This is a genomic window from Gallibacterium genomosp. 1, from assembly GCF_000771875.1.
In the GTDB taxonomy this organism is placed as follows: Bacteria; Pseudomonadota; Gammaproteobacteria; order Enterobacterales; family Pasteurellaceae; genus Gallibacterium.
This window is the reverse complement of the sequence record NZ_JPXX01000008.1, coordinates 68,183-90,626: the sequence shown is the minus strand read 5'-3', so window position 1 is coordinate 90,626 and position 22,444 is coordinate 68,183. Positions and strand designations below refer to the sequence as shown.

The following is a 22,444-nucleotide window of genomic DNA, read 5'->3' as shown; positions in this document are numbered from 1 at the left end:
CTCCTTAATTCACCGAATTTTTATGTAATTTTAAATTTTCTACTTTATGCGAACGGTAGATCGCATTGATCGCGTGGATTAACGCCCGTGCAGAGGATTCCACAATATCCGTTGCCAAGCCCACACCGTGGAAGCGGCGACCTTTATGCTCCACCACAATATCCACTTGTCCGAGTGCTTCCGCCCCCTCGCCTTTGGCGGTTAAGTTGTAGTTCAACATTTTTAATTCAATGCCTGTGATTTTCAAAATGGCATTGAACACCGCATCAACAGGTCCATTCCCACCACTCGACACTTGGCTTAATTTCTCGCCGTCCAATTCCACTTGCACGAAAGCGGAAGCAGGCAAATGGCTAATCATTTGCGAGGTGATCACATCAAGGGTTAAGCGATCTTCATCACCCTGTTGCATATCAATAAAGGCAAGGGCTTCTAAGTCATAATCGAACACTTGCCCTTTTTTGTCCGCTAATTTCAAGAAAGCTTCGTATAATTTATCCAAATCATATTCATTTTCTTGATAACCCATTGAATCCATATGGTTTTTCACCGCCGCACGACCAGAACGGGCAGTCAAATTTAATTTTTCTTTTTTCAAGCCGATAGTTTCTGGCGACATAATTTCATAGGTGTTTTTATTTTTCACCATACCATCTTGGTGGATTCCTGAAGAATGGGCGAAGGCGTTTGATCCCACAATGGCTTTATTCGGCTGAATCGGCATATTGCATAATTGGCTCACCATTTGGCTGACGCGGTGGATTTCTTGCGTATTAATGCGAGTGTCCACGCCAAACAAGGCTTGGCGGGTTTTGATCGCCATCACCACTTCTTCTAATGCCGTGTTACCAGCACGCTCGCCGATACCGTTGATGGTACATTCAATCTGTCTTGCCCCATTTTGCACGGCGGTCAAAGAATTGGCAGTCGCCATACCCAAATCGTTATGGCAATGCACGGAAATAATGGCTTTATCAATGTTTGGCACGCGGTTCATCACATTGGCGATAATGTTGCCGTATTCCATCGGTAAGCAATAGCCCACGGTGTCGGGAATGTTCACGGTGGTTGCCCCCGCATTAATCGCCGCTTCTACGATACGGCAAATATTGTCAATCCCCGTACGCCCTGCGTCCTCGCAAGAAAATTCCACATCATCGGTATAACGTCTGGCACGTTTCACCGCGTTGATCGCCATTTCTACCACATCGTCAAAAGTGCGGCGTAATTTGGCTTCAACGTGCAAAGCAGAGGTGGCGATAAAGGTATGAATACGAAAGGCTTCAGCCACTTTCAAGGCTTCCGCAGCCACATCAATGTCTTTATCCACCGCACGAGATAAGGCACAAACGCGACTATTTTTAACCTGTTGTGCAATGGTTCGGACAGATTCAAAATCCCCCGCCGAAGAAACAGGGAAGCCCACTTCCATCACATCAACGCCAAGACGCTCAAGGGCAAGTGCGATTTGCAACTTTTCTTTTACTGTTAAACTGGCTTTTAACGCTTGTTCACCATCTCTTAAGGTTGTATCAAAAATAATAACTTGATTGCTCATACTCCACCGTCGTCAACATAAAAAAGAGTTAAAAAAAAGCCCGCTAAGTGCGGGCAGATGTGTGTTTGCTTAAATTCAATTTTTTCTTTATCCACGCCTTACCGCACAAATTGTTAATTTGTGAGTAACAGAATCAGAGATAAAGAAATAGGAGAAAACATTGTTCAAAACCTTATAAAACTGAAAAACGTGATCGATTTTGCCGAAAAGAGCATTTTAAGTCAATAGCATTTTATGCTAAATAATGGCTTATTTTGCTTTTTTTAAATACATAATGCAGTGTTAAAACCTAAAAAAATATAAAAAACAGCTATTTTTAACTAATAAATATAAAAAGATTAATTTTATTCTCTAGCTTTTCTTCTTAATATAAAACTAAATTTTTTTATTTTTATTAGCTAAAAAATGCTCAAGTTGTTGTTTAAAAATTGTTGTTTTTAGTTTTTTTTGTGTAAAAAATAAGCTTTTAAATTGTTTCAACTGTTTTTCTAGATTATCATTTGGATAATGGTGAAATAATCGACGTAAAGCAGCATAACTTACTGCTAAAGTGCGTTGATATTGAATAAATTCATCAATAAACTGCCAATCTTCTGAATTTAAATGCCAATCTGTTTCTACTTGTGAATCAAGTTTTGTTAATAATGGATGTTCACTTAATATAAAATCGCGTTGGAAACGATTCACTGCCTGTTGACAAAAAACTGTACCAGCAGTAGATAACGGATAAATCATCATTACGCTGTAATTACCACTGCTTGCTTCCGGCTTAACACTAACAGCACTTAATTGAAAACCTAATTCTTTCCAAAATCGAAATAATGAGGTTTCAAAGCCAAAACTGACCGAAAGATAATCAACGTGATGCCGATACTTTTGTATACATTGCTGAATTAACTGTGTTCCTAAGGTTTGATGTTGATATTGAGGTAGCACAGCAATCCGCGAAATACGTACTGAACGTAATGTTAAGGCGTGTGATAAATTAGTTTGAAAACACAAAGCTTGAGCAACCAAATTTCCTTTTGGACGACGATAACCTAACCGAATTTGTTCAACTAGTTTTTCATCACAAAAACCTCCCTCTTCTAAACACCACACTACACCAATAATACGTTCCGCCATTTCTACCGTTATAAAATATTGATTAGTACTATCCATTAAACGACGTAAATCAGTAGGTGTAGTGCGGTAATGAGATAAGTTGAGTAATTGATATAGTTCAGCAAATGGAAAATTGATCGGCAAAGTATTATAAACATTAAATTTCGGCTTACTATTTTGATAAGGGATATTGGAGGTGTTTTGATCTACTAATGCTAATTGATCCATCCATTGTTCAAGTCGGTCATTCTGCTGCCAGCGTAATGGAATGTCTAAATCAAAAAAGTGAATTTTTCGCTTTAAATATCCTTGTAACTTCAAGATAAAGCCTTTGCCTGACCCCTCATAACCTTCACTGGTGCTTGTCAACAGCACTTTGCTGAAGGCGTTGGAAAATAATGCAAGACTTGACAATGGCAACATTGCAGCCTCGTCAACAATTAAAAATTCGTTATTATTGAACTGTTTTTGTTTAATTTTTTGTAGTAGTTCATCTGGTGCAATAAAATTCAATTTCTGAGGTAAAGCAAATTTGGCAACAGTTGTTACTGCTTTTTTATTCGCAGCAGTAATTAAAATATTTGCTGTTTGTGACTGTTGCTGAATTAATTGACCAAGCAAAGCTGATTTACCTCGTCCACGGCGAGCAGATAATAATAGAATGCCATTGGGTCGTTGAGCTAGCTGCATCAATACTGCTTGTTGATGCTTTATAGCAGAAGGTGGTATATGCCAATTAGCGGAAGTCAGCTGTGGAAGTATGATTTCACTTCCATTTTCTTGATAAACAACAATTTGTTGCCAAGCAACAGTTTGTTTAAACCAATTCATAAAATGTGGCACGGTATGCGGTCGTTGACCGTTGTTCCAACGTTCACTATCAAAATCGATACATTCATCCAGCTTGTGCCATTCAGGTATGAAAAGAAATAAAGCACCGCCAGCCTGTAATGTTGCTGATAAGATCAATAAACTATCCAAATGGAATGCAATATCTTTTTCCACTGTCGCATCAAAAATAGCAAATTGAAATTCTTGTCCTAATATATTGCGACTTTGTTGAAAAGCATAACAAGAAAGAGAATCCTGAGTATATTGCGGTAGCTGATGACCGCAATATACACCGTGATAATGTTGATAATGTTGAATAATCTTGAGCTGTTGTTCTATTTTCCAGTGTGACGACCCGGAAAAAATAATAATTTGACGAGAAAAATCTTGCACTTAGATTTTCTCACTTACATAAGGATCAGCATATCCCATTGACAGCATAATCTCTGTTTCCAAATTTTCCATTTCTTCAGCTTCATCATCTTCAATATGATCATAGCCCAACAGGTGTAAACAGCCGTGTACGGTCAAATGTGCATAATGAGCTTCTAAAGAAATTTGCTGTTCCTGTGCTTCTTTTTCAACCACTTGACGACAAATCACCAAATCTCCCAATAACGGCAACTCAATGCCTTCTGGCACTTCAAACGGGAACGAAAGCACATTAGTCGGACGATCTTTGTTTCGATAAGTAAAATTCAAATGATGGCTTTCTTCCTCATCCACGATCCGAATTGTTATTTCTATATTATCTTGCTGCGGTTTAACCGCCTGTGTTGCCCAATAAGTGAATTGTTGTAATGTTGGTAAATTGCTTTGATCTTCACTGGCAATTTGTAGATCTACTAGCATTTCAGCATTATTCGTCATTTTGTTGTTCCTCTAATTTTGCCTGACGACGTTGTTCCGCAATCTCTTTACGGCGTAATTGTTCCTCCTCATCCCATTTTTCATACGCCTGTACTACTTTTGCCACCACTGGATGACGCACAATATCTTCACTCTTAAAATAATTAAAACTTAAATCGTCTACATTGCTTAACACTTCAATAGCGTGCCGTAAACCGGATTTTTGTCCACGAGGTAAATCAACCTGAGTAATATCGCCGGTGATCACCGCTTTAGAATTAAACCCGATACGAGTCAAAAACATTTTCATCTGTTCAATAGTCGTGTTTTGACTTTCATCTAAAATAATAAAAGCATCATTCAAAGTACGGCCACGCATATATGCCAACGGTGCGATTTCAATCACATTACGTTCCATCAACTTCTGCACTTTTTCAAAACCAAGCATTTCAAAAAGTGCATCATATAATGGTCGCAAATAAGGATCGATTTTTTGTGTTAAATCCCCCGGTAAAAACCCCAATTTTTCACCAGCCTCCACCGCAGGACGTGTCAATAACAAACGGCGTACTTGCTGTTTTTCCAACGCTTCAACTGCTGCTGCAACTGCCAAAAAAGTTTTTCCTGTGCCTGCCGGCCCAATCCCAAAGCTAATATCATGACGCAAAATATTATGTAAATATTGGATCTGATTTTTGCCACGTGGTTTGATCACACCACGCTTAGTTTTGATCGTGGTACTAAAGACTTTAGCTTCATCATCTTCAACGGTATCAACCTGTTGCAGCAACATTCTGCTTTCCTGGATTGCTAAATGAATTTGCTCAAGATCGAGTTCATTCACTTTGCCTTTTACCATTGCCGTTTCGACATATAAACGTTGAATGAGCTTTGCCACATTTTTCAATAACTGTGCGTGATGAGGTTTACTTTCTTCGTCTGCTGACTCTAAGGTAAACGTAAAATTACGGCGAGAGATAATTAGGTTAAACTGCTTTTCAATTAATGAGATATGTTCATCAAATGGTCCACAAAGTGATTGCAATCGTGCATTATCTTGTGGTTCTAACGTAAAAACTTCTGAAATTGTTGTGGTCAAGTTCCACCTCAGTGGTTACATAAAAGTGTTGGTAGTATAGCGTTTTTCTGGTGAGCAATAAATTCCCTTTTATCTTACCTATTACAGCAATCTATAAACTTTTCCAATTCATCAGGAACTTCTACTAAAAATGCCAATCTGAATATCGGTTAATTAATTACTTTTATTTATTATTAAGGATAGTATATGAAACTCACTGAACACGATGTTACTCCTGAACATATTTTTAAAAAACGTCGCCAACTAATTGCTTTATTAGGGGGAGCAAGTATTACGCCATTACTGCCTAAACTAAGTTATGCAGAAGATAAAATCGATCGCCGTATCGCATTAGATTTTTCTACCCAAGCAGAAAATACATTGCCATTAACGCCTGAAGAAAAAGTAATTGGTTATAATAATTTTTATGAATTTGGTGTTGAAAAAGGATCGCCCGCACACTACGCAAAAGATTTCAAAACGGATCCTTGGCAATTAGAAATTGGTGGTGAAGTTGAGAAACCACTTATCTTAGATCACCAAGATCTCCTCACTAAATTTCCATTAGAAGAGCGAATCTACCGTTTCCGTTGTGTCGAGGCTTGGTCAATGGTTATTCCTTGGATTGGTTTCCCACTCTCCTCTTTATTAAAAGCTGTTGCTCCTACTAGTAAAGCAAAATATGTTGTCTTCGAAACGCTGTATGATCCAGAGCAGATGCCAGGGCAAAAAAATCCTTTCTTCGGTGGTAATATTGATTACCCTTATATCGAGGGATTGACGATTGAAGAAGCAATGAATCCACTAACGCTGATGTCTGTCGGGCTATATGGTAAAACCTTAGCACCACAAAGTGGCGCGCCGATTCGCTTAGTTGTACCTTGGAAATACGGGTTTAAGAGTATTAAATCCATTGTCAAAATTACCTTAAGTGAAACTCGCCCATTAACCACTTGGGTAAAACTCGCTCCACATGAATATGGTTTTTATGCCAATGTCAATCCAAAAGTAGATCATCCTCGTTGGTCACAAGCCTCCGAACGCGTAATTGGGTCTGGTGGATTATTTGATATTAAAAGACAGCCAACATTAATGTTTAATGGTTATGAAGAACAAGTTGCTCACTTATATTCTCACCTGGATTTAAGCAAGAATTACTAAGATGTTATTTAAAATTTTGCGTTATTGTATTCATTTGGGAGGAGTTATCCCTCTCCTTTGGCTTATCTATGCGATCAATTTTAATTTGGTAAGTAGCTTTGGTACTGATCCAATTAAAGAGATTATTCATTTTCTAGGCTATACCGCCTTATTATTTTTATTAATCTTATTTAGTTTTAGGATTATTACGCAGTGCTTACGGCAACCAATATTACTCCCACTACACCGCAGTTTGGGGCTATGGGGATTATTTTGGTTATCGTTGCACATTGTTGGTTATCTTGCGTTAGAACTAGGCTTTGATTTCCAACTTTTTATTAGCGAAATCGTGAGTAGAACCTATCTACAAATTGGCTTTATTGCAATGATTCTGTTGGTTTTGATTGCCTTATCTTCAATTCCTTATATCAAAAGAAGATTAGGTAAGCGTTGGTTTTCGCTACACCAATTATCCTTATTGGTCGTTGTTTTAGCAGCAATTCATTATTACCTATCACTAAAAGCCTATAACATTGATTCGTTACTGTTTTTAGCGCTTTGTGGAGTATTTGTGTTATGGAAAACCTTTGCAAGGCGGGTTTTGGCTTGGTGTTACCGTTAATATTAAGTGAGCCTAATTTTAGATTTTGTTAGCGCATTTTTCTGTTAACAGTTATTTAGGTTTCACGCCCCTCGCACACTTGCTAATCCTCATTCTAATAAGATTTTTTACAAGTGTGAGAGGGAATAGATTAAGCATTTATTAAATTTGTGACCAAATTGAGACCAATCTGCAATCTTGCCTTGATGCCCAATTCCTAATTCTCAATTAAAACAACTCTGGAAATAACATCTTAATCACATTTTTTGTGACGCGTCTTGAAGTCCCTTGATAGGGGAAAATGTGCATCATCATCATTGGGTTAAAATTGGCTTCAATCACGCCCCAAGAACTTAATTTAGGCTCTGCCGGTTTAGTGTAATCAGGCACAATCAAATCCACGCCGCAAACTGCTGCTCCCATTGCTTTGGTAATGCCTACCGCTAACGCTTTATAACTTGGATGCATTAAATCAGTCATATCGATTGAATCCCCACCAGTACTAATATTGGAATTCGCACGTAATTGTACTTTTTTTCCCTTTTCCGGTACTGAGTCAACCGTTAATCCCTGCTCTTTTAACTGTAATTTTTCAATATCACCTAATACAATCTTCTTCAATGGTGTACGGCTGCCGTCACCACGCAATGGGTGTTCATTTTTTGCTGCGACCAATTCAGCAACAGTATGTTGTCCATCACCAAGCACATTTGCCGGTTCACGCAACAATACCGCTAAAGTTTCATCGCCTAATACAAAGAAACGATATTCGGTACCGACTAAATAATCTTCAATCATCACCTCTTTATCTTCTCGGAAAGCGATTTCTACCGCTTGGCGGAAATCTTCCCGATTTTCTACGCCTTGTTTAAAAATGGTAATTCCCAAACCGAAATTGGTTGATTTTGGTTTAATCACCACCGCACGATGTTCAAATAACGGATAGGCACGCACCGCATCTTCAACATTTCTAAACTCAAGGCTTTGTGGCACATTAAAACCGGCTTTCGCCAACACCTTTTTCGTCACCACTTTATTTTCCATAATTAATGGTGAAATATAGCTATCTTTTGAGGTCATATTGCCGTTTTTCACATATTCAATATGATCACCGACTTGTAAACAGAGGAACTGATCATTTTCATCTAAGATCTCAGTTTTAATACCCTGTTGGATTAGGTCAAATATCAGTGCTTGCGTTGAAAGTTCCATATTGTCAAAAGCAGTTAATGCATAATAACGTGCTGTCGCTGCTGCCTTATTCTGTTTTGCTAATGCCAATCCTAACTGATGATAGTCTGTCGGCTGTTGCATACTTTGCACTAAACGCCCACAAAGCGTCATTTCCGGCGATAACAGTTGCTGACGTTTTTGTTGTACGGTCTGTTTCACTGATTCAGGTGCATTTAACTGTGCCAACATCTGCTCAAATTGATCAAATAAAGCCAAACCTTCCTGTTGATATGCGGTAATTGATAAAGGATGTTCCAATGCCACTTCCGCCAGCATCTCCCGACCTTTTTCAACATCGCCTTGATCCGCCGTTTGTTCCAGCCATAACATCAACAACACAAAATAGTGAATAAATTCCGCATCTTCCAACTCGATGCCATATTGTGCGAACGGATTAAGATCAAATAAACGAAACTCAAGGTAACGAATACCTTTTTCCAATAATTCTCTTACCTGTTTTTTTGCACCACGGAAACGGATATTGGAATAGAACTCTTTTTCTGCAATCAACTTTCCACTACGCACCCAATGTTCCAATGTTTCTACATATTGCTGCAAATTTTCATAAGAAACTTTTATTTCTGCGTGATTAACATAACCATAATGGCTGGAACGTAAGCTACGTACAAACTGTTGTGGAATTTGCTGCCCTTTTCTGAAAAACGCATTCTCGACACTTGGTGAGGCAGCAAATAAATAGACCAACAACCATTGATAACGTAAGAAGTTTCTGCCCAATTTCAAATAGAGATCGTTACGAAATGCGATTGGATCCTGATATGTTTTTTGTAATTGGAACAATTTTTCGATCAGATCATCCGCCAGTTGGAAATTGTAGTGAATACCGCTGATCATCTGTTTATATTTACCGTAACTCTCGACCAAATGCTCACGATAAGCGACATCTTCTACATTATCCAGCTGTGCCACTTTAATTTCACTTTCCGGCGGTAATGCCAACGGCATACTGAACGACGAAATATATTCATTTTCCGGCAAAGATCGCAACACCACTTCGTGAATCGCAGACAACCAACGATAAGCATCTTTAACACTCTGCTGTGGCGGAGTAATTAACTCCAGCTGGCTTTCTGCAAAATCGGTCTGAATATAAGGGTGATAAGAACGGTTTCCAAAAACTTTAGGATGTGGTGTGGTAACAATTTTTCCTTTTTCATCAATACGTTGACTCTCTTTCTCAATGCCAAACGTACCCTGTTGGAATAACAGTTCAAGGTGATTTTGTGTTATCAGTTGCTGAATATTCATATTTATTAGCCTTTCTCGAGTTCTAAATTAACCGAGCATTAATATGAAATTTCATCAAGAAATGCAAATAACTTTTAACTATATGTTATATAGATTCAGTATTTGAAAGTTATCTTTTGTTATGAAAAACAGGCAACAAAAAGACCCTTCTACTTGGTGAAAGGGTCTATTCAAATTTTTATACTAAAATCAATTAATTTTTTGCTTTTGCCGCTGCTTTAACAATAGTAGCAAATGCAGGTGCTTTTAATGATGCACCACCGACCAATGCACCATCAATATCCGGCATTGCAAATAATTCTGCCGCATTGCTATCATTAACAGAACCGCCGTATTGTAGAATCACTTGTTCTGCAACTTTTGCGTCTTTTTTCGCAATATGGCTACGAATAAAAGCGTGCACCGCTTGAGCCTGTGCCGGAGTAGCAGATTTTCCTGTACCGATTGCCCAAATTGGTTCATAAGCAATAACTGCACCTAAAAAGGCTTCCGCACCTAATGTATTTAATACTGCATCAATTTGTCTTGCACAAACTTCTTCTGTTTTTCCTGCTTCATTCTCAGCTTCGCTTTCACCAATACAAAGTACAGGCACCAACCCTTGCTCTTTTAATACTGCAAATTTTTGCGCAATAAATTCATCGCTTTCGTGGTGATATGCGCGGCGTTCAGAGTGACCGATAATAATATATTTTGCACCGAAATCTTTTAACATTGTTGCAGAAATATCACCGGTAAACGCACCAGACTGTTTAAGGTCAACATTTTGTGAACCTAGTGCAATTTTGCTACCAGCTAATGCTGCTTCCGCTTCTGCTAAATACATTACTGGTGGAGCAATTGCCACATCACAGCCTTCAACGCCTGCTAATTCAGCTTTCAAACCATTGATCAATTCTTTGGTAAATGTCTTACTACCATTTAACTTCCAATTGCCCATAACTAAAGGACGACGAGCCATAATTTTCTCCTTGATTATATTCAAAAAAATAACGGCGCTTACTATAGCAAAAATCACTAAAAATCATTAGAGATATATCAAAAAAAGCGATAATTTTTTACAATAACCGCTAATTTAATGATTAACCCGATTTTTAATAACAACAAATCAAAACAGATTATGAGAATACCACGCATCTATCATCCGACATTCTTAGCTCATCTCTCTCAATGCCAATTAACTGAAGAGGCGATGCACCACGTAGGGCGCGTTTTAAGAATGAAAGTGGGTGAAGCCCTTGAATTATTTGATGGCAGTAATCATATTTATCCTGCCATAATTACGGAAATCAACAAAAAACAGATTACGGTTGCACTACAAAATGCAATCTTTGATGATCGCGAATCACCATTAAATATTCATCTCGGGCAAGTTATCTCACGTGGCGAACGGATGGAATTTACCATTCAAAAATCAGTAGAACTGGGCGTAAAAACAATTACACCATTATGGTCTGAACGTTGCGGTGTAAAATTAGATGCAGAGAGAATGGAAAAAAAGATACAACAGTGGAGAAAAATCGCCATTGCAGCGTGTGAACAGTGCGGACGTAATATCATTCCGGAAATTCGCCCATTGATGAAATTGCAAGATTGGTGCGCAGAAAATGATGGAATGTTGAAATTAAATCTCCATCCGCGTGCCTCACAATCAATTAAGCAACTGCCTCCACCACCTGCAGCTGGTGTGCGTTTATTAATCGGCTCAGAGGGTGGCTTATCTGAACAGGAGATTGAACAAACTGTTCAACAAGGTTTCACCGAAGTGTTGCTCGGCAAACGTGTTTTGCGTACCGAAACTGCTTCGCTCGTTGCAATCAGTGCATTACAGATCTGTTTTGGTGATTTGTAGTTTAGTTTTAAGGAACTGTATGACATTACAAAATCAATTTCTTGTAGCAATGCCTGATTTGGACGATCCTTTTTTCCAACAATCCGTTGTTTATATCTGCGAAGATAATGAACAAGGTTCAATGGGATTAGTGATTAACCAACCGACCGATTTAAGCCTGGCAGAGATGATGGCAAAAATGAATCATCTAATGCCAACCGAACCCAAATATCCGGAAAAGATGATCTTCGCCGGCGGTCCTGTCAATATTGAACAAGGTTTTGTGCTACATACCACCACTGATAAAAACTATCGTTACTCTTTTGCAATCAATGATGATTTAATGTTGACAACATCGTCCGATATTTTATTGTCATTAAACAGTGAAGACGCGCCGAAAAATTATTTTATTGCTCTTGGTTGTGCTTTATGGCAACCGGAACAACTCGCTGATGAAATCAAGAATAACGACTGGTTAACCGTACCGGCAGATTACAATATTTTGTTTAAGCTCCCTTTTGATCAACGTTGGCAAGCAGCAAATAAACTTTTAGGTATTAATCAAAGCTATGAATTAAGCCACGAAATGGGGAGAGCATAATGTCCAATTTAACCGTTATCGCTTTTGATTTCGGCACACAAAGTATTGGCTGTGCCGTCGGTCAAAGCATTACACAAACTGCTCAAGCCTTGCCGGCATTCAAAGCACAAGACGGCATTCCAAATTGGGATGCGATAAAAAAATGCCTTGATGAATGGAAACCGGATTTGGTGGTTGTTGGCTTACCGCTGAATATGGATGGCACGGAACAAGAAATAACACAAAGAGCAAGAAAATTTGCTAATCGTTTAAATGGTCGTTTCGGTGTTAAAATCGCTTTACAAGATGAACGATTAACCACTACTGAAGCGCGTGCCGAAATTTTTTCTCGTGGCGGTTACCGAGCCTTAAACAAAGGAAAAATCGATTCTATTTCAGCTTGTCTTATTCTAGAAAGCTGGTTTGAAAATCAACTTTTCAAACACAATGATAGACAATAAAAAACTTGGGTATAGCCCAAGTTTTTTATCACGCTTTCTACAAACATTCTATTTCGCTACTTCTAAGCGCTCAAAAACCAACACTCGTTTTTCCAGCTTACGCAAGAAATAGGTGGCAACACCGGTAATCACTAAATATATCACACCTGCCAAACCATAAATTAACAATGCATTATATTCTGTACCGTATAGCTGACGAGCATATCCCATAATATCCATAATGGTAATAGTGGATGCCAACGAAGTACCTTTGAAAACTAAAATAATTTCATTAGTATAAGATGGCAATGCACGTTTAAGGGCATATGGAATCAAGATCTTCAACGTTTGCGCGCGCGATAACCCCAAGGCGGCACAACTTTCCCACTGCCCTTTGGAAATCGCTTTAACTGCCCCATAAAAAAGCTGTGTCGAATAGGCTGCACTATTTAATGCCAGTGCTAACATTGCACAGAACCAAGCATTTGATAACAGCGACCATAATGGGCTATTCACAACCCATTGAAATTGCCCTGGGCCACTATAAATTAAGAAAATTTGTACTAATAACGGCGTACCGGTAAATAAAGTGAGATAAATACCGACAAGTTTTTTAATAATTGGATTTCCCAATGCCAATAGGAAAGTAAATAAAATTGCTAAAAAGAAAGCTATAACCAGTGCAACTACGGTTAGCAATAAACTGGTAGGAATCCCTTGAGCAATAGTTACAAAATACTCTTGAACCATTAGCTTTTCTCCCGTTCAAAACGCGTAAAATAGAGATCCAATTTTCTTATACCCGCTTGGCTGATTAATGTGATCACCAAATAAAGCAATGCCGCAATACCGTACCAAGTAAAAGGTTGATGTGTGCTGGCGTTAACCAATTCCGCCTGACGCATTAAATCATCGACACCGATTAATGAAACCAGCGCCGTATCTTTCAATAAAACTAGCCACTGATTACTCAATCCCGGTAATGCGTGTCTCCACACTTGAGGCATAATAATGCGGATAAAAGTTTGAGGACGACTTAATCCCAATGCTACACTAGATTCCCATTGTCCCAATGGGATAGCTTGAATCGCACCTCGCAATGACTGAGAAGCATATGCTGCAAAAATAATCGCTAACGCTACTGCACCACACCAAAATGCACTGAATTCAATGTACTCTTCTGTTAATAAAAACAACACTTGCGTTGAACCAAAGAAAATCAACAATACAACCAGTATTTCAGGTAATCCACGCAATAATGTTACGATTATTGAGGTAGGTCGGCTGATACAACGGACTTTACTAGTTTCCAATACCACAAAAATGATGGCTAAAATCAATCCAAGTATCAAAGAACAAACCGCTAACCCCAGTGTAACTAAGGTAGCGGAAAACATTAAATTGATAAAATCTGAAAACATATTAATTATTTACCAGACATCCATTTGTCATAAATTTTTTGGTATTCGCCGTTTGCTTTAATCTCTTTCAAGCCTTGATTAAGTTGCCCCAATAGTTCGGTATTTTTCTTATTAACGGCGATTCCTAAGCCTGTACCGAAATATTCCGGATCAGTCACTTTATCACCTACAAAATGCACCGCTTTATCACTTTTAATCCATTCAGCCAATACTGCAGTATCACCAAAGATAATATCAATACGGCCATTTTTTAAATCAAGAATCGCATTTTGCAAGGTGGAATACGGTTTACTATCGTACTGTTTTGCTTTTGCAGCAATATATTGTTGGAATGTTGTTCCATTCTGTACACCTACGTTTTTCGCATTTTCTAAAGTAATGCCCTCTTTTGCTGCCACAAAGCTAGCAGAACTATCGTAATACGGATCAGAAAAACTCACCTGTTTTGCACGTTCAGGGGTAATGTCTATTGCTGAAATAGCAGCATCAAAACGTTTAAATTTTAATCCAGCAATTAAGCTGTCGAAAGATTGGCTACTGAATTTGCAATCCGCCTTGATCTCTTTACAAATCGCATTGGCAACATCAACATCAAAACCAATGATCTCACCTTTTTCATTGGTATTTTCAAACGGTGGATAAGTCGGTTCCATCGCAAAAGTAATAGTTTGCGCATTTGCTGCTACTGCTGCACCGAATAATAAGCTTACTAATAAAACTTTTTTCATTCTGTTTCTCCTGTATGGGATTTAGTGTGATAAATATTGTTTAAATTGTTGTGTTTTCGGATTTTCAAAACAAGAGGCATCACCAACTTCAATAATGTGTCCTTGCTCCATATACACGACTTTAGTCGCGGTTTTACGCGCCACATTTACTTCATGAGTCACAATAAACTGGGTAATACCAGTTTGTTGCAATTCTTGAATAATTGAAACTACTTGAGCGGTAATTTCCGGATCCAATGCTGCTGTTGGTTCATCAAATAATAAAACCTGTGGCTTCATCATTAACGCTCTGGCAATAGCAACACGTTGCTGCTGTCCACCAGACAAATGAAGTGGAAAGCGATCTGCTTGAGCCTCTAAACGTAAACGCTTTAACAACCCAAATGCTTGCTCTTTTGCCTCTGCTTCATTCAGATTAAGCACTTTCATCGGAGCTTCAATTAGATTCTGCATTACTGTCATATGTGGCCACAAATTGTATTGTTGAAATACCATTCCAACATCCTGCCGTAACTGACGAATCTGTTTAGGATCATTGTTAGTGGAAAGATCAAATCGATTATTGGCAATCACCAACTCACCGCTTTTAGGAACTTCCAATAAATTTAATGTACGAATAAAAGTACTTTTTCCTGCGCCACTAGGACCTAACAATACCACAATGTCGCCCTGTTCTGCGGTTAAATTGATATCGAATAATGCTTGGGTGGAACCATAAAAAAAGTTTACATTTTTAATGCTGATGGTCATTGAGCTAAACTCTACTTGATACGCTAAAAATGCAAATATATTAATATTTTCTGCATATTTATGCAATAAAGTTTTACTCTATATATATAACTCATTGAATAACTGATGAATTAAACGCTCGTCTCGTTCAATTTGTAATAAATTATCCGAAACCAAACTGATATAGCCGACACAACTTAATAGATCAACGGTTAATGGTAATGGTAAAGCTGATTTGTATGGAAATATGGCATCAACAAAGGAGGGACATAACGAAATTTTTTGCAAAAACTTTTCATTATCTAACCTATAATTTATTTTTTCATTAATCAAAAAAACGATTCTTGTCTGTTTTATTAAATGACCATCTTCCAATATTGGATGACTTAAATAAGCTGAAACAGCACTTTCCAACAAATGTGGTTGATAACAACGAGAAAAAATTTGTGGGGCCATTCCTCCGTGTAACCTTGCCCCTACTTCAATCATAACAGGACCTCGTGCTGTCAACATAATTTCCATATGAATAGGTCCAAATTTAAAATCTAATGCCTCAGCGGCAGCTTTAGCATATTGAATAATATTTTGATATACCCCTTCTTGCGAATCTAACATTGTCATATTTTCATATACAAAACGACTACCATTGTGTATTCCCTTTTTATATCTACATAATGAAAGAACAAAGTAACTGCCTTGATATGCAACCATATCCACCACAAATTCAATACCTTCCAAATATTCTTGAATTAAATAGTGACTATTCACTTCACCAGTAATATTTCTTTTATGCCAATTCAAAGTCGTGATTTCAGATAAAACCTTATTTTTATTCACTAAATATACAACATCTTCAGAGCCAGCCGAATTTAAAGGTTTAACAATATATCCTTTTTCACTGTCAAATAATGATACATTTTTATTATTTTCGGTTATTTTTATTGTTTTTATTGCATTTAAATTTGCTTGAGATAACGCCTGTTGCATTTTAAATTTATTTCTTCTCAGCTCCGAATCGGATATATCATTGCTATTCACACCAAAATAGTCTGCCAACGCTTCGCCGACAATTACACCACTTTCAGATCCAATCACCACTGCTCGAATTTGCGATGGAGAAAACTGCTGTTTTGCCTGTTGTGGTGTAAGTGGCTGTTGATTACTAAAATCTCTCATATTGAAAGAGGATAAATAAAATGAAGCAATATTTTCACCGGAAAAGACCGCATAACAGTCAAATCCTTTCTGCTTAAAAATAGGGGCGTATAATTTCCCAGTAGAAAATGGATCAACAATTAAAATGACATTATTCATCATAAGCTCCCATTATTAAAAAAGAAATTAACAGTAATACCGCTACAAACGGTAACCCCCATTGTGCCAAGCTCACCAAACCAAATTGTTTACTGATGACAATACCGATAATTAAACTACCAATTGATTGAAATAAAGTATAATAAGACGCACTTAATCCACCTAAATAAGATGCTTGCTGATCATTCTCTGCTAAAAGAATTAATTTCTCACGCAGAAAAATACGTAAACTATTAATATGAAATCCTAGCAAAAAACAGAAAATCGGCATTAAATAGAGTGTCGTATTCATTACGAACAAAAGGTCAAAAAAGATTAATCCAATAGGAAGAAACCATTTTCTGTTGGTGATTGGCATAAATACTGCTAAAAATGCACCTATGCCGGCAAATCCACTCGCTCTACCAAAATCACTTGCGTTCCAATGATGTATTTCTTGAAAGAAAATAGGCGTTGTTAGGTTAAACGTTGAAATATGTAATCCAATAAAGCCTAAAGTAATACAAATAAAAATGGATTGTTTAGATATTGATTTTTCCCTAATTTTTATTTCTTTTTTACTTATCTCTTCCCTTGTATTTTCTACAAAAAAATAATAAATCGAGCAAATAAAAATATCTAGAGAAGAGATAACTAAAATAGTAAAAACAAAAGAAAATTTGTCTAATAATAATGTGCCTATCATCGCACCGGCAAATGCTCCAGCTTGAATAACCGTTTGCATTAATCTTGCTGCTAAATTAGCGGTCAGCATTCCCCTCAACACCAATTTTGTGTTTTCAGTTTCATATGTGCTTAGCAACGTCAAACTCAATAAACCAAAAAATAATGAAATAACAATAAAAGTAAAAATATAATGACTAAAAAATGGTACAATAAGTGCAATCGCAAGATAAACCAGAATACGAAGTTTAAGTAATGATCTCAATGAAAGATGCAATAAATCCCATTTTTTAATGAACTTTCTAATGATTAATGGGAAAATTACACTGATCGCTAAAATAACTGCCAATAATAAAGAAGATTGCGTTACTTGATAAGAAAACCACAAAATAATCATAAGCAACGCCATATCACTGAAATAGAAAAAAATAAGGTTGCTATAAAATAATAATAAAGTTTTATTTATCATTTTTGAACCTCAAGGTACATTGCAACGAAATACAAAGAAAAGCGGACTTTATATTAGGAGAAAATCTTAAAAAATTAACATAAACTCTCCTATTAACTATTGTTCACCTATAAAATATCAAAAATAAAACATAAATAAAACAAAATGTTAATAAAAAATCCTTTTTCATAAAGAAAAAGGATTTTTTAATACTAGATTTTCTAAGACTTATGCATAAACCGGTAAACGTTTACAGATTTCTAGCACTTTTTCTTTTGTTGCAGCAATAACTTCTTCTTCGTTTTCTTTGCCTACGGCATCAAGTACATCACACATCCAACCCGCCAGTTCTTTCACTTCCTCTTCTTTGAAACCACGACGAGTTACTGATGGCGTACCAACACGAATACCAGAGGTCACAAATGGACTCTTAGGATCATTTGGCACTGCATTTTTATTAACAGTAATATTGGCTTTGCCTAATGCAGCATCGGCAGCTTTACCGGTTAAACCGTGACTAACTAAATCAACAAGGAATAAATGGTTTTCTGTACCATTAGATACCACGTTATAGCCACGCTGTTTAAACACTTCTACCATTGCTTTCGCATTTTTCACTACTTGTTGTTGATAAGCTTTAAATTCGGGTTCCATTGCCTCTTTAAAACAAACAGCTTTCGCTGCAATTACGTGCATTAATGGACCACCTTGCCCTGCTGGAAATACAGCACTGTTTAATTTTTTATATAACTCTTCGTTACCGCCTTTAGCTAAAATCAAACCTCCACGTGGACCTGCCAATGTTTTATGAGTAGTAGTAGTAACAACGTGTGCATATTCCAATGGATTTGGATAGACACCAGCAGCAATTAATCCTGCAACGTGTGCCATATCAACAAAAAGATAAGCACCGACTTCATCGGCGATTTCACGCATTTTTTTCCAATCAACAACTTGAGAATAGGCTGAAAAACCGCCAACAATCACTTTCGGTTTAACGCGCAATGCTTGTTCACGTAATGCGTCATAATCAATTACACCGTCATCGGTAATACCGTATTGTTCTGCGTGATAAATCTTACCTGAAAAGCTCACCGCCGCACCGTGAGTTAAGTGACCACCATGAGCCAAGCTCATTCCTAAAATAGTATCACCCGGTTCAGCCAATGCCATGTAAACCGCAGCATTTGCCTGTGAACCTGAGTGTGGCTGCACGTTGGCATAATCCGCACCAAATAATGCTTTAGCACGATCAATTGCTAATTGTTCAACAATATCAACATACTCACAGCCACCATAATAACGTTTACCCGGATAACCTTCTGCATATTTGTTAGTAAGTTGCGAACCTTGCGCTTGCATCACACGTGGGCTCGCATAGTTTTCGGAAGCAATTAATTCAATATGTTCTTCCTGACGACGATCTTCGTTACAAATAGCATCCCATAACTCTTTATCATAATCTGCGATGTTCATACTTCTTTTAAGCATTTAAATTTCCTCTTAAATTAAATGGTGGTCTAATCCCGTTTAGTTTAGCTTTTTATCCATACTATTGTCATAAAAATCTAAAATTAATTTTTTCATTTCTTTGATGAATTTTATTCATATTGATAAGCGAAAAATAAAATATGGTTAAATTTGATCATTTAACCAATGCATTAATTCTGCTCTCGTTTAATCGCACGCCAACCAATATCATGGCGATAAAAACGCCCACTCCAATGAATAGATTCTGCTAAACATACTGCTTTTTGCTGTGATTCTAGCACTGTATCACCCAATGCAGTCACACATAAAACACGGCCTCCATTAGTAACAATTTCATTCTCCTGTTTAGCAACACCAGCATAGAAAACTTTTTTGTCCGATTCTGTTGGCACATCCAAACCACGAATCACATCTCCTTTTCTTGGTGTACTAGGATAGCCCTCCGCTGCCAGCACAATACCTAGCGCCACTTGTTCACACCATTGTGATTTCACTTGATCTAATTTTCCATCACACGCTGCCAAACATAGTTCTACTAGATCTGATTGCAAACGCATCATAATCGGTTGCGTTTCCGGATCACCAAAACGGCAATTAAACTCGATCACTTTAGGTTGACCATTAGGCATAATCATCAAACCGGCATAAAGAAAACCGGTGTAGACATTATTTTCAGATGCCATTCCATTTACCGTAGGATAGATCACTTCCTGCATAATGCGTTGATGTATTTCTGGCGTTACCACTGGTGCTGGAGAATATGCCCCCATACCGCCAGTATTCAAACCGGTATCACCTTCACCGACCCGTTTGTGATCCTGACTAGTTGCCATTGGTTCAACATTTTTACCATCGACCATCACAATAAAACTAGCTTCTTCACCGTCAAGGTACTCTTCAATTACCACACGACTTCCCGCTTCACCAAACGCATTGCCAGAAAGCATATCTTTCACTGCAGCTTCCGCTTCAGCTAATGTCATAGCAACAATTACGCCTTTACCAGCTGCTAAACCATCTGCTTTAATCACGATTGGTGCACCTTTTTTTTGCAAATAAGCTAATGCAGGTTCAACTTGAGTAAAAGTTTGATATTCTGCTGTCGGAATGTGGTGTCTGGCTAAAAAGTCTTTGGTAAATGCTTTTGAGCCTTCCAACTGTGCTGCTGCTTTAGTTGGCCCAAAAATTTTCAACCCTTCGGCACGGAACGCATCAACCACGCCCAAAACCAATGGTGCTTCAGGTCCAACAATGGTTAAATCCACTGCATTTTCTTTAGCAAAATTGACTAATGCCGGAATATCCGTTGCAGAAATATTCACATTTTCCGCTTTAGCTTCTTGTGCCGTACCAACATTTCCAGGGGCAACATAAACCTTATCCACTAATGGTGATTGTGCCACTTTCCACGTTAATGCGTGTTCGCGACCGCCATTACCAATAATTAAAACTTTCATTTGCTCCCTCCGAATTAGTGTCTGAAATGACGCATACCGGTTAACACCATCACCATATTGTGTTCATCCGCTGCATCAATGACTTCCTGATCACGGATTGAACCGCCCGGATGAATAACACAAGTCACACCTACTTTCGCTGCCGCATCGATGCCATCACGGAATGGGAAGAACGCATCAGAAGCCATTACTGTGCCTTTCACTTCCAACCCTTCATCTTCGGCTTTAATACCGGCAATTTTCGCTGAATAGACACGGCTCATCTGACCGGCACCAATCCCGATTGTTTGATTATTCTTCGCATAAACAATCGCATTTGATTTCACATATTTAGCTACTTTCCAGCAGAATAAGAGATCTTGCAATTCTTGTGGTGTTGGTTGACGTTTACTTACAACTTTCAAATCAGCTAACTCAACCATACCCAGATCAGCTTCTTGAACTAATAAACCACCATTTACACGTTTAAAATCTAAACGTGGCTGACGTTGCTGCCATTCCCCACATTCTAAAACACGAACATTTTTCTTCGATTTAAGCACTTCTTTTGCTGTAGCAGAAATAATCGGCGCAATAATAACTTCTACAAATTGACGATCAATAATCGCTTTCGCAGTTTCTGCATCTAACTCGCGATTAAATGCAATAATGCCTCCAAAAGCAGAAGTTGGATCGGTTTGATACGCACGATTATAGGCTTCTAATAAATCTTTGCCTAAAGCCACGCCACATGGATTAGCGTGTTTTACAATAACACAGGCTGGTTCTGAAAACTCTTTTACACATTCCAATGCCGCATCAGTATCTGCAATATTATTATAAGAAAGCGCTTTTCCTTGTAATTGCGTTGCTGTCGAAACACTTGCCTCTTTCAACTCTTTTTCCACATAAAAAGCGGCGTTTTGATGCGAGTTTTCGCCGTAGCGCATTGTTTGCTTACGAATAAAGTTAAGATTTAATGTGCGAGGGAACTGCCCACAAGGTTCTGCTAATTCCTGTTCATCTGCAGCTTGGTAAGGTTTGACTAAACGACCAAAATAATTTGCAATCATCGCATCATATTGTGCGGTATGTTCAAATGCTTTAATCGCTAAATCAAAACGAGTTTCAAACGTTAAACTATTTTGATTTTGATCCATTTCCGCCAAAATTGCAGAAAAATCTTGATTATTCACAACAATCGCCACATCTTTATGATTTTTCGCAGCAGAACGCACCATTGTCGGCCCACCAATATCAATATTTTCTACTGCTAATTCTAAAGTGCATTCCGCTCTGGCGACAGTTTGAGCAAACGGATATAAATTAACCACCACCATATCAATCGGATCAATTTGATGTTGCGACATTACTTCATCATCAATGCCGCGACGCCCTAAAATACCGCCGTGAACCTTTGGATGTAACGTTTTAACACGTCCATCCATCATTTCAGGAAACTGTGTATAATCAGAAACTTCCGTCACTGTCAAACCGTTTTTTTCTAATAATTTTGCTGTACCGCCTGTTGATAAAATTTGTACGCCACGATCAATCAAACCTTTAGCAAATTCGACAATACCGGTTTTATCCGAAACACTAATTAACGCACGTTGAATAGGACGTTGTAATTGCATCATTTTTTCCTTTGTTAGTGATTAAAAAGATGAGAAATTTTGAGGGCATAAGTATAAAGCAAA

20 protein-coding genes are annotated in these 22,444 nt (G+C 37.8%); 5 read left to right on the top strand and 15 right to left on the bottom strand.

Annotated elements, in window-relative coordinates:
* Positions 1-4: 4 nt before the first annotated feature.
* The 4 genes from leuA to JP36_RS03100 form a co-directional block, all read right to left on the bottom strand.
* Complete coding sequence (leuA, locus tag JP36_RS03115) at positions 5-1,558, bottom strand: 2-isopropylmalate synthase (RefSeq protein WP_039171842.1); 1,554 nt, start codon at positions 1,556-1,558, stop codon at positions 5-7.
* A gap of 375 nt (positions 1,559-1,933) precedes the next feature.
* On the bottom strand, positions 1,934-3,886 hold the full coding sequence (locus JP36_RS03110; RefSeq protein ID WP_039171839.1) for a GNAT family N-acetyltransferase: 1,953 nt from the start codon (positions 3,884-3,886) through the stop codon (positions 1,934-1,936).
* Positions 3,887-4,363, bottom strand: coding sequence for an rRNA maturation RNase YbeY (gene ybeY, locus JP36_RS03105; RefSeq protein ID WP_234702139.1), 477 nt, complete (start codon positions 4,361-4,363; stop codon positions 3,887-3,889).
* On the bottom strand, positions 4,353-5,441 hold the full coding sequence (locus tag JP36_RS03100) for a PhoH family protein (RefSeq protein WP_039134538.1): 1,089 nt from the start codon (positions 5,439-5,441) through the stop codon (positions 4,353-4,355). The genes ybeY and JP36_RS03100 overlap by 11 nt, the downstream gene beginning before the upstream one ends.
* Positions 5,442-5,627: 186 nt before the next feature.
* On the opposite strand from JP36_RS03100, the gene msrP reads away from it, so the two are divergent.
* Together msrP and JP36_RS03090 are read left to right on the top strand one after the other, a co-directional pair.
* Positions 5,628-6,581, top strand: coding sequence for a protein-methionine-sulfoxide reductase catalytic subunit MsrP (msrP, locus tag JP36_RS03095; protein WP_039083184.1), 954 nt, complete (start codon positions 5,628-5,630; stop codon positions 6,579-6,581).
* A 1-nt stretch (position 6,582) separates the two neighbouring features.
* Entirely contained in the window at positions 6,583-7,182 is a 600-nt protein-coding gene (locus tag JP36_RS03090) for a protein-methionine-sulfoxide reductase heme-binding subunit MsrQ (RefSeq protein WP_039083182.1), read from the top strand.
* A 207-nt stretch (positions 7,183-7,389) separates the two neighbouring features.
* Here JP36_RS03090 and gshAB read toward each other — a convergent pair whose 3' ends face one another.
* Both gshAB and tpiA read right to left on the bottom strand, forming a co-directional pair.
* Positions 7,390-9,663, bottom strand: a complete 2,274-nt coding sequence (gene gshAB / locus JP36_RS03085) for a bifunctional glutamate--cysteine ligase GshA/glutathione synthetase GshB (RefSeq protein ID WP_039171837.1) — start codon at positions 9,661-9,663, stop codon at positions 7,390-7,392.
* 193 nt (positions 9,664-9,856) lie between these two features.
* The gene (tpiA, locus tag JP36_RS03080; protein ID WP_039171834.1) at positions 9,857-10,624 is read right to left on the bottom strand and encodes a triose-phosphate isomerase; all 768 of its coding nucleotides are present in this window, start codon (positions 10,622-10,624) and stop codon (positions 9,857-9,859) included.
* A 159-nt stretch (positions 10,625-10,783) separates the two neighbouring features.
* Here tpiA and rsmE point away from each other — a divergent pair, with 159 nt between their 5' ends.
* From rsmE to ruvX, 3 genes are read left to right on the top strand one after another with little or no spacing between them, the layout of a single operon-like run.
* The gene (gene rsmE / locus JP36_RS03075; RefSeq protein ID WP_039171892.1) at positions 10,784-11,515 is read left to right on the top strand and encodes a 16S rRNA (uracil(1498)-N(3))-methyltransferase; all 732 of its coding nucleotides are present in this window, start codon (positions 10,784-10,786) and stop codon (positions 11,513-11,515) included.
* 19 nt (positions 11,516-11,534) lie between these two features.
* Positions 11,535-12,095 carry a YqgE/AlgH family protein gene (locus JP36_RS03070; protein WP_039171832.1) on the top strand — a complete coding sequence of 187 codons (561 nt, stop codon included), beginning with the start codon at positions 11,535-11,537 and terminating at the stop codon, positions 12,093-12,095.
* Positions 12,095-12,535 (top strand): Holliday junction resolvase RuvX, encoded by a 441-nt coding sequence (ruvX, locus tag JP36_RS03065; RefSeq protein ID WP_039171831.1) that lies wholly within the window; start codon positions 12,095-12,097, stop codon positions 12,533-12,535. The genes JP36_RS03070 and ruvX overlap by 1 nt, the downstream gene beginning before the upstream one ends.
* A gap of 48 nt (positions 12,536-12,583) precedes the next feature.
* Here ruvX and artM read toward each other — a convergent pair whose 3' ends face one another.
* From artM to purH, 9 genes are all read right to left on the bottom strand, one after another.
* Entirely contained in the window at positions 12,584-13,264 is a 681-nt protein-coding gene (gene artM, locus JP36_RS03060) for an arginine ABC transporter permease ArtM (RefSeq protein WP_039171828.1), read from the bottom strand.
* The gene (gene artQ, locus JP36_RS03055; RefSeq protein ID WP_039171825.1) at positions 13,264-13,935 is read right to left on the bottom strand and encodes an arginine ABC transporter permease ArtQ; all 672 of its coding nucleotides are present in this window, start codon (positions 13,933-13,935) and stop codon (positions 13,264-13,266) included. Before artQ ends, artM begins: the two co-directional genes overlap by 1 nt.
* Before the next feature lie 5 nt (positions 13,936-13,940).
* Positions 13,941-14,663: an arginine ABC transporter substrate-binding protein gene (locus tag JP36_RS03050; RefSeq protein WP_039171823.1), complete on the bottom strand. Its 723-nt coding sequence runs from the start codon at positions 14,661-14,663 to the stop codon at positions 13,941-13,943.
* A 21-nt stretch (positions 14,664-14,684) separates the two neighbouring features.
* A complete protein-coding gene (gene artP / locus JP36_RS03045) occupies positions 14,685-15,413 on the bottom strand; it encodes an arginine ABC transporter ATP-binding protein ArtP (protein WP_039134742.1) in 729 nt (242 codons plus the stop codon).
* A 78-nt stretch (positions 15,414-15,491) separates the two neighbouring features.
* A complete protein-coding gene (locus tag JP36_RS03040) occupies positions 15,492-16,709 on the bottom strand; it encodes an ATP-grasp domain-containing protein (protein WP_081964325.1) in 1,218 nt (405 codons plus the stop codon).
* A complete protein-coding gene (locus tag JP36_RS03035; protein WP_156106920.1) occupies positions 16,699-17,766 on the bottom strand; it encodes a hypothetical protein in 1,068 nt (355 codons plus the stop codon). The genes JP36_RS03040 and JP36_RS03035 overlap by 11 nt, the downstream gene beginning before the upstream one ends.
* Before the next feature lie 279 nt (positions 17,767-18,045).
* Positions 18,046-19,308 carry a serine hydroxymethyltransferase gene (glyA, locus tag JP36_RS03030; RefSeq protein WP_039171817.1) on the bottom strand — a complete coding sequence of 421 codons (1,263 nt, stop codon included), beginning with the start codon at positions 19,306-19,308 and terminating at the stop codon, positions 18,046-18,048.
* Positions 19,309-19,478: 170 nt separating this feature from the next.
* The gene (purD, locus tag JP36_RS03025; protein WP_039171816.1) at positions 19,479-20,765 is read right to left on the bottom strand and encodes a phosphoribosylamine--glycine ligase; all 1,287 of its coding nucleotides are present in this window, start codon (positions 20,763-20,765) and stop codon (positions 19,479-19,481) included.
* A 14-nt stretch (positions 20,766-20,779) separates the two neighbouring features.
* Positions 20,780-22,381 carry a bifunctional phosphoribosylaminoimidazolecarboxamide formyltransferase/IMP cyclohydrolase gene (gene purH, locus JP36_RS03020; protein ID WP_039171812.1) on the bottom strand — a complete coding sequence of 534 codons (1,602 nt, stop codon included), beginning with the start codon at positions 22,379-22,381 and terminating at the stop codon, positions 20,780-20,782.
* Positions 22,382-22,444 lie beyond the last annotated feature (63 nt).

What these genes read in the sequence shown, in the direction of transcription:
- leuA (WP_039171842.1), bottom strand. Translation starts at nt 1,558, where the DNA reads ATGAGCAATCAAGTTATTATTTTTGATACAACCTTAAGAGATGGTGAA.
- ybeY (WP_234702139.1), bottom strand. Translation starts at nt 4,363, where the DNA reads ATGACGAATAATGCTGAAATGCTAGTAGATCTACAAATTGCCAGTGAA.
- msrP (WP_039083184.1), top strand. Translation starts at nt 5,628, where the DNA reads ATGAAACTCACTGAACACGATGTTACTCCTGAACATATTTTTAAAAAA.
- JP36_RS03090 (WP_039083182.1), top strand. Translation starts at nt 6,583, where the DNA reads ATGTTATTTAAAATTTTGCGTTATTGTATTCATTTGGGAGGAGTTATC.
- gshAB (WP_039171837.1), bottom strand. Translation starts at nt 9,663, where the DNA reads ATGAATATTCAGCAACTGATAACACAAAATCACCTTGAACTGTTATTC.
- tpiA (WP_039171834.1), bottom strand. Translation starts at nt 10,624, where the DNA reads ATGGCTCGTCGTCCTTTAGTTATGGGCAATTGGAAGTTAAATGGTAGT.
- rsmE (WP_039171892.1), top strand. Translation starts at nt 10,784, where the DNA reads ATGAGAATACCACGCATCTATCATCCGACATTCTTAGCTCATCTCTCT.
- JP36_RS03070 (WP_039171832.1), top strand. Translation starts at nt 11,535, where the DNA reads ATGACATTACAAAATCAATTTCTTGTAGCAATGCCTGATTTGGACGAT.
- ruvX (WP_039171831.1), top strand. Translation starts at nt 12,095, where the DNA reads ATGTCCAATTTAACCGTTATCGCTTTTGATTTCGGCACACAAAGTATT.
- artM (WP_039171828.1), bottom strand. Translation starts at nt 13,264, where the DNA reads ATGGTTCAAGAGTATTTTGTAACTATTGCTCAAGGGATTCCTACCAGT.
- artQ (WP_039171825.1), bottom strand. Translation starts at nt 13,935, where the DNA reads ATGTTTTCAGATTTTATCAATTTAATGTTTTCCGCTACCTTAGTTACA.
- JP36_RS03050 (WP_039171823.1), bottom strand. Translation starts at nt 14,663, where the DNA reads ATGAAAAAAGTTTTATTAGTAAGCTTATTATTCGGTGCAGCAGTAGCA.
- artP (WP_039134742.1), bottom strand. Translation starts at nt 15,413, where the DNA reads ATGACCATCAGCATTAAAAATGTAAACTTTTTTTATGGTTCCACCCAA.
- JP36_RS03040 (WP_081964325.1), bottom strand. Translation starts at nt 16,709, where the DNA reads ATGATGAATAATGTCATTTTAATTGTTGATCCATTTTCTACTGGGAAA.
- JP36_RS03035 (WP_156106920.1), bottom strand. Translation starts at nt 17,766, where the DNA reads ATGATTATTTTGTGGTTTTCTTATCAAGTAACGCAATCTTCTTTATTA.
- glyA (WP_039171817.1), bottom strand. Translation starts at nt 19,308, where the DNA reads ATGCTTAAAAGAAGTATGAACATCGCAGATTATGATAAAGAGTTATGG.
- purD (WP_039171816.1), bottom strand. Translation starts at nt 20,765, where the DNA reads ATGAAAGTTTTAATTATTGGTAATGGCGGTCGCGAACACGCATTAACG.
- purH (WP_039171812.1), bottom strand. Translation starts at nt 22,381, where the DNA reads ATGCAATTACAACGTCCTATTCAACGTGCGTTAATTAGTGTTTCGGAT.